The organism is Gordonia sp. (in: high G+C Gram-positive bacteria), from assembly GCF_049299075.1.
Taxonomy (GTDB): Bacteria; Actinomycetota; Actinomycetes; order Mycobacteriales; family Mycobacteriaceae; genus Gordonia.
The window spans coordinates 1-6379 of the sequence record NZ_JBAQWU010000398.1 but is presented as its reverse complement, the minus strand read 5'-3'; the positions used below and the strand labels follow the sequence as shown (position 1 = coordinate 6379).

The 6379-nt window shown below is 67.0% G+C and carries 7 protein-coding genes; 5 read left to right on the top strand and 2 right to left on the bottom strand.

The annotated features are described in order from the left end of the window. On the bottom strand, positions 1 to 144 hold a 144-nt coding region (locus WAW85_RS12740; protein ID WP_422559977.1), incomplete at its 3' end, for an ATP-binding cassette domain-containing protein. Positions 145 to 192: 48 nt separating this feature from the next. Between WAW85_RS12740 and WAW85_RS12735 the strand changes: the two genes are divergently transcribed. The 4 genes from WAW85_RS12735 to WAW85_RS12720 all read left to right on the top strand — a co-directional run bounded on the left by WAW85_RS12735 (position 193) and on the right by WAW85_RS12720 (position 3790). Then, positions 193 to 687, top strand: a complete 495-nt coding sequence (locus tag WAW85_RS12735) for a M15 family metallopeptidase (RefSeq protein WP_422559976.1) — start codon at positions 193 to 195, stop codon at positions 685 to 687. A 79-nt stretch (positions 688 to 766) separates the two neighbouring features. Continuing rightward, positions 767 to 1450 carry a hypothetical protein gene (locus WAW85_RS12730; protein ID WP_422559975.1) on the top strand — a complete coding sequence of 228 codons (684 nt, stop codon included), beginning with the start codon at positions 767 to 769 and terminating at the stop codon, positions 1448 to 1450. 25 nt (positions 1451 to 1475) lie between these two features. Continuing rightward, positions 1476 to 2483 (top strand): glutathione S-transferase family protein, encoded by a 1008-nt coding sequence (locus tag WAW85_RS12725; protein ID WP_422559974.1) that lies wholly within the window; start codon positions 1476 to 1478, stop codon positions 2481 to 2483. Positions 2484 to 2497: 14 nt separating this feature from the next. Beyond that, positions 2498 to 3790 (top strand): MFS transporter, encoded by a 1293-nt coding sequence (locus WAW85_RS12720; protein WP_422559973.1) that lies wholly within the window; start codon positions 2498 to 2500, stop codon positions 3788 to 3790. Here WAW85_RS12720 and WAW85_RS12715 read toward each other — a convergent pair. Continuing rightward, positions 3787 to 4428, bottom strand: a complete 642-nt coding sequence (locus WAW85_RS12715; protein ID WP_422559972.1) for a hypothetical protein — start codon at positions 4426 to 4428, stop codon at positions 3787 to 3789. The two genes, WAW85_RS12720 and WAW85_RS12715, sit on opposite strands and share 4 nt — an antisense overlap. 44 nt (positions 4429 to 4472) lie before the next feature. On the opposite strand from WAW85_RS12715, the gene WAW85_RS12710 reads away from it, so the two are divergent. Continuing rightward, a partial coding sequence (locus tag WAW85_RS12710) for a Tex-like N-terminal domain-containing protein (protein WP_422559971.1) occupies positions 4473 to 6379 on the top strand: 1907 nt, incomplete at its 3' end.

Below are 6379 nucleotides of genomic sequence, written 5' to 3'. Positions count from 1 at the left end.
ACTCAGAATGGTGCTCTTGCCTGCACCGTTGGGGCCGATCAGTGCCCAGTGCTCACCGGACCGGACCGCGAACGACACGTCGGACAGGATGGCGCGCCCGTGACGGACGAAGTCCACCGAATCGAGTTCCAGGATGGTGGTCACGCCCAAGAGGCTATCGGGGTACCGCTCCCGCTGGCAGAATGGGCCGGTATGAGAACGACCTTCCTGGCAGCAGTGCTCGGGCTGCTGGCCATCGCCGCCACGATGCTGGCCCCGGTGGCCGTGGCGGCGCCGACCACGGCCGCCGGTCCGTTACTTGCGCCGGGCACCGACGGACTCCAACTGGATCTGGCCATCGCGTACACGCTGGCGTCGCGGGATGCGCGCGCGGCTGGGGTACCCATGTACATCAACTCCGGCAAACGGAGCCGCGCCGAACAGGCCGTGCTCTGGCGGCAGGGGTTAGTCACCTACGGTAGCCCCGGTGCGGCCCGCCGCTGGGTGCTCCCGCCCGGCGAATCCACCCACGTGACCGGGGCGGCGATCGACGTCGGTCCGCGCAGCGGTGCGGCGTGGCTGCAGCGAAACGGTGGGCGCTATGGCCTGTGCCGCCCGTTCGAAAACGAATGGTGGCATTTCGAACGACTCGCCCTGCCCGGTGCGGCATGCCCGCCGCGCGTTCGGGACGCATCGGTCCGCAAGTGACCGTGAACGGAGCGTAGTTCGGCCGCACCGTTTTTCAGGAAGTTTCGTCAATCACCCGTCAATAAGTCAGGATGTATCGGTGCCTGAATATGTGTCGTACGAAGAGTTCGGTCGCAACTTCTTCGAAGTGGCGGTGACCGAGAGTCGCATCGGCGCGGCATTCTCGGCAATCGCGGGCGAAGAATTCCAGGTGGGTCCACTTCCCGCCGGACCCGGTGGTGTGGTGAAGGTGGTCGCCGATGTCCGCATCGCCGAGCCGCGTATTGAACGGCACGTCGGTGAACTGATCACCTTCACCGTCAAACTTCCGCTGGCTATCGGTCTGCTGATCGACCTCAAACTCGACCGCATCCACTACGACGTCGAGGGTCTGATCACCCTGCCGCTCACTGTGCGCTGCGCAAAGCCGCTGGAACTGCGCATCGAGGTTGACCCGCCGGCGCCGCGCGATGTCGTCGTTGACGTCAACTCGCGGAATATGCGCGGCGAGATCATCCGCAACCTGGCCCAGGTGGATGCCGAGATCCGCCGGGTGATCGCCAAGACGGTCGCCGAGGAGATCGACAAGCCTGAGGTGCGCAAGGCGCGCTACATCGACGTGGCTACCGAGCTCTCTCGGGCCCTGGACGGCGATCTGAATGCGGAGGCCGAGGCCATCGCCGACGTCGCAGGCAACTTCGAGAACGCCATCGCCGAGGTCGCCGCCGAAGCTGTCGAAGCGCTAGCGCGGCCGGAACCGAACGCACCGAACAGCACCGATTAGCGGTCGCATCCGGCAGGCTGGAGCCATGGCGGATGAGGAAAACGCAGCCGAGAGTGGCGAACAGGGTACGTACGTGCTCGCCGATCAACCCTACGAGCGGGACACCCGCTATATCGAGACGCGCATCACCCGGGACGGCGCCGACGGGTACCCGGTGGAGCCGGGACGCTACCGACTTGTCGCTTCCTATGCGTGTCCGTGGGCGAACCGCGCGATTATTGTGCGGCGGCTGCTCGGGCTGGACCGCGTCATCTCCATGGGAATCTGCGGCCCCACGCACGACCGTCGGTCGTGGACCTTCGATCTGGACCCCGGTGGCATCGATCCGGTGCTTAAGATTCCGCGCCTGCAGGACGCCTATTTCGCGCGCATACCAGGGTATGAGAAGGGCATCACGGTCCCGGCGATCGTCGACGAACGCAGCGGCGCCGTCGTCACCAACAACTTTCCGCAGATCACCCTCGACTTCGAGCTCGAATGGGTGGACTATCACCGGTCGGGTGCGCCGATTCTGTACCCAGAAGAGTGGCGCGCGGAGATCGACGAGGTCAACGCGCTCGTCTACCGGGATGTCAACAACGGGGTCTACCGGTGTGGCTTCGCCGGTTCGCAGGCGGACTACGACGCCGCCTACGATCAGCTGTTCGCCCGACTGGACTGGCTGAGCGATCGGCTGACCGCCCAGCGGTACCTGGTCGGCGACACCATTACCGAGGCCGACATTCGGCTGTACACCACCCTGGCGCGTTTTGACCCTGTCTACCACGGACACTTCAAATGCAACCGGGCGAAGCTGTCGGAGATGCCGGTGCTCTGGGGGTACGCCCGCGACCTGTACCAGACGCCCGGATTCGGCGACTCCACCAACTTCGACCACATCAAAAGGCACTACTACGAGGTGCACCGCGACATCAACCCGTCCGGCATTGTGCCGACGGGGCCCGATCTGGCGAATTGGACCACTCCGCACGGGCGGGAGGCTCTTGGTGGTAGGCCCTTCGGCGACGGAGACCCACCGCCGCCGCTGATCTGAGCGGCCGCCCGGCCGTGCCACGGCGGATCGGTATCGGTCTCACCTTCGCGGCGCTGGCGGTGCCCAACTTCCGCACCTACGTCAGTGGCGCGCTGGTCTCCAACATCGGCACCTGGATTCAGCGCGTCGCCCAGGACTGGCTGGTACTTCAGCTGTCTGGCGGATCGGCGATGGCCCTCGGCGTCACCACCGCACTGCAGTTTCTGCCCGCGCTGGTCCTGGGTCCCCTCGGTGGGCTCGCGGCCGATCGCTTCGATAAACGCATGCTGCTGATGGTGACGCAGAGCTGGATGGCCTGCTCGGCGCTGGGTCTCGGAGTGCTGGCGGTGACCGGGGTGGCGAGCACATGGCATGTCTATCTCTTCGCCGTCATTTTCGGTATCGGTACCGCGCTAGACGCGCCGGCCCGGCAGGCTTTCGTCTCGGAGATTGTCGGGCCTGATCGGCTGACCAACGCGATCGGACTCAACAGTTCGTCATTCAACGCCGCCCGGCTGATCGGCCCCGGCGTGGCTGGCCTGATCATGGCCTCGGCCGGGACGGGCTGGGCCATCCTCGCCAACGCCGCGAGCTACCTGGCCTTCCTGGTGGCCCTGGCGCTCCTCGACACCGGCGCCCTCTGCCGCACGACGCCACTGCCGCGGGCCAGGGGGCAGTTGCGTGAGGGCTTTCGGTACGTCTTCGCGCGGGCAGACCTGATGACGGCCTTGGGGGTCGCGTTCGCGTTGGGCACCTTCGGAATGAACTTCCAGATGACCAATGCGCTGATGGTGCAAGGCGAGTTCAAGATGGGCGCGCAGGCCTACGGTTTGCTCGGCTCTCTGATGGGTGTGGGATCGCTGCTCGGCGCGCTGATTGCCGCGCGCCGCAGTGCTGCCCCGCGACTGCGGTTCGTCGTGACTGCGGCGGTTTTTGTCGGTGCCGCCATCGTCGCCTCTGGGCTGGCGCCGAACTACCTCTGGTACGCGGCCCTGCTGCCGGTCATCGGACTTGCCATTTTGTTGGCGCTGACCGCCGCCAACATGTTCATTCAGACGAGCGTCGAGCCGCAGGTCCGCGGTCGAGTGATGGCGCTGTACCTGACCGTCCTCATGGGCGGTACCCCGATCGGCGCCCCACTGCTGGGTTGGCTCGCCGAACTCATGGGGCCGCGGGCACCATTGGTGGGTGGAGGCGTGCTGCAACTAGCCACAATCGGCGTGGTCGTCCTGCTGGCCCGGCGGCGGGCCGCTGCGCCAGGCGTGCCCACAGCGGGCGCAGCGGACCGCTTGATCGACGAGCCGGTCAACACCGATGAGCGAGGCTAACTCGTCGGCGTCCATCCGGCGAGCACCGAGATCAACGAGCCAACCAGGACGAGGACGGCCACCGCGAGTGACCAGAGCGTCACCAGTAGCACCAGCCACAGCGTCTTCAGGTAGACGGGCATGAAGGCGGCCAGCAGCGGCTGCCGGTCGGAGTCCGGGGTCACCCGGGAGGTGAACGCGAAGACGAGCTTCGTCGCGTCGAGCAGGCTGCCGATCCGCCACACTCTGCTGGGCCCGCGTGTGGCGATGGCCGCGAGGTCGGTGAGTTCGGTGCCGGAACGGACGTCGCCGACGTAGTCGAGTGCCTGGCGGGCCAGCGCATCGGGATGCTCGATGGCGCGGGTGATCGGTGCGAGCCTGCGATGCACAAGGAAGGGCAACGTGACCGCGGGCAGACACAGCAGCATCACGATGACCACGCCGAACGGGATCCGCCACTGGTCGGCGTGTTGCCAGGACAGCACACCCACCACCATCGCGAGGAGGCCGATCAGCGCGGCCAGCGTGGCGAGCGAGAAGATCAGCAGACGCAGCCCGCGGCCGGTGATCTCCAGGGACCGGGCCAGCGTGCCGGCGATGGCGGTGCGCCGGGACAGATCCCGCTCGGCGGGCAGTACCCTGTCGGGAGTGTCGGGCATGGCTCACTGTAACCGGCTCCGACGACCCTGGTAGCCTAGCGCGGGTGTCTGCTAACGATCAGAATTCTCCCCGACGGACGCCGAAATCCTCGGTGATCGCCCGGATCGCCGAGGATCTCGGCGTCGCCGAACGACAGGTGGCCGCGGCGGTGAAGCTGCTCGACGACGGCGCGACAGTGCCGTTCATCGCGCGGTACCGCAAGGAGGTCACCGGAAGCCTCGACGACGTCCAGCTGCGTCGCCTCGACGAGCGGCTCACCTATCTCCGGGAGCTCGACGAGCGCCGCGCTGCGGTGATCGACGCGATCGACGAGCAAGGGAAGCTGACCGACGCCCTGCGTGCCGCGCTGCTCGAGGCCGACACCAAAGCCCGTGTCGAGGACATCTACCTCCCGTACAAGAAGAAGCGGCGCACCAAAGCCCAGATCGCCCGTGAAGCCGGGCTGGCGCCACTGGCCGACGCACTGCTCGGCAATCCATCGCTGGTGCCGGAGGCGGCCGCAGCGGCCTACCTGAACGACGACGTTGCCGACGCGGCGGCGGCCCTCGACGGCGCCCGCCACATCCTGATCGAGCGCGCTGGTGAGGATGCCGAATTGGTGGGCGCGGTGCGCACCAAGTTCTGGGCCGCAGGTCAGTTGGGTGCCGAGGTCAAGTCCGAGCAGGTTGGCGCGACTCCGGCCGGACAGAAGTTCCGCGACTACTTCTCGTTTAGCGAAGCGCTGGAATCAATGCCGAGTCACCGGGTGCTGGCGGTGCTGCGCGGCGAAAAGGAGGGCGTGCTGTCGCTGGCCTTCGACGGGGGTGACGACGAAGACTACATCGCCATGGTGGCTGCCACGCTGGGGATTGACCGCGCGGCGGCGGCGCCAGCCACAGCCTGGCTCGCTACCACGGCCCGCTGGGCGTGGCGAACCAAGCTGATGATATCGGCAACCATCGACGCACGACTGAAGCTGCGACACCGCGCGGAGGAGCAGGCCGTCGGTGTGTTCGCCACCAACCTCAAGGACCTGTTGCTGGCGGCCCCAGCCGGCACCCGCCCGACCCTCGGTTTGGACCCGGGCCTGCGGACCGGTGTCAAGGTCGCCGTCGTCGACGGCACGGGTAAGGTGCTCGACACCTGCGCGGTATATCCGCACCAGCCGGCCAACAAATGGGAGCAGAGCAAGGTGACGCTGGCTGGGCTGATCGCCACGCACGACGTCGAGCTCGTCGCCATCGGCAACGGCACGGCCTCCCGGGAAACCGACGCGCTGACCGCCGAACTGATCGGCGACCTCCGCAACGCCGGCCAGCGGGCGCCGACTAAAGCCGTCGTCAGCGAGGCGGGCGCCTCGGTCTACTCGGCATCGGAGTATGCCAGCACCGAGCTCCCCGATCTGGATGTCTCGCTGCGCGGCGCGGTGTCGATCGCCCGGCGTCTGCAGGACCCGCTGGCCGAGCTGGTCAAAATCGATCCGAAGTCGATCGGGGTGGGCCAGTACCAGCACGACATCACGCCGAGCACCCTGGCCACCAGCCTGGACGTTGTGGTCGAGGATGCGGTGAATGCGGTCGGCGTCGATCTGAATACTGCCTCGGTCCCGCTGCTGGCGCGCGTGTCCGGGGTGACGCCGACCCTGGCTGCGGCGATTGTCGCCCATCGCGACGGTGTCGGCGCATTCCGCAGTCGCGCCGGTCTGCTCGATGTTCCGCGCCTGGGTCCCAAGGCATTCGAGCAGTGCGCGGGCTTTCTGCGCATCGTCGACGGTGACGATCCGCTGGATGCCTCGGGCGTACACCCGGAGGCATATCCGGTGGTACGGCGGATTCTGGACACGACCGGGATGGCCCTGGGTGAGTTGATCGGTGACACCCGAACCTTGCGCGCCCTCACCCCGGCGGTATTCGCCGACGACCGCTTCGGGGTACCGACGGTCACCGACATCATCAGTGAACTGGAGAAGCC

What these genes read in the sequence shown, in the direction of transcription:
- WAW85_RS12715 (WP_422559972.1), bottom strand. Translation starts at nt 4,428, where the DNA reads ATGCCCGACACTCCCGACAGGGTACTGCCCGCCGAGCGGGATCTGTCC.
- WAW85_RS12735 (WP_422559976.1), top strand. Translation starts at nt 193, where the DNA reads ATGAGAACGACCTTCCTGGCAGCAGTGCTCGGGCTGCTGGCCATCGCC.
- WAW85_RS12725 (WP_422559974.1), top strand. Translation starts at nt 1,476, where the DNA reads ATGGCGGATGAGGAAAACGCAGCCGAGAGTGGCGAACAGGGTACGTAC.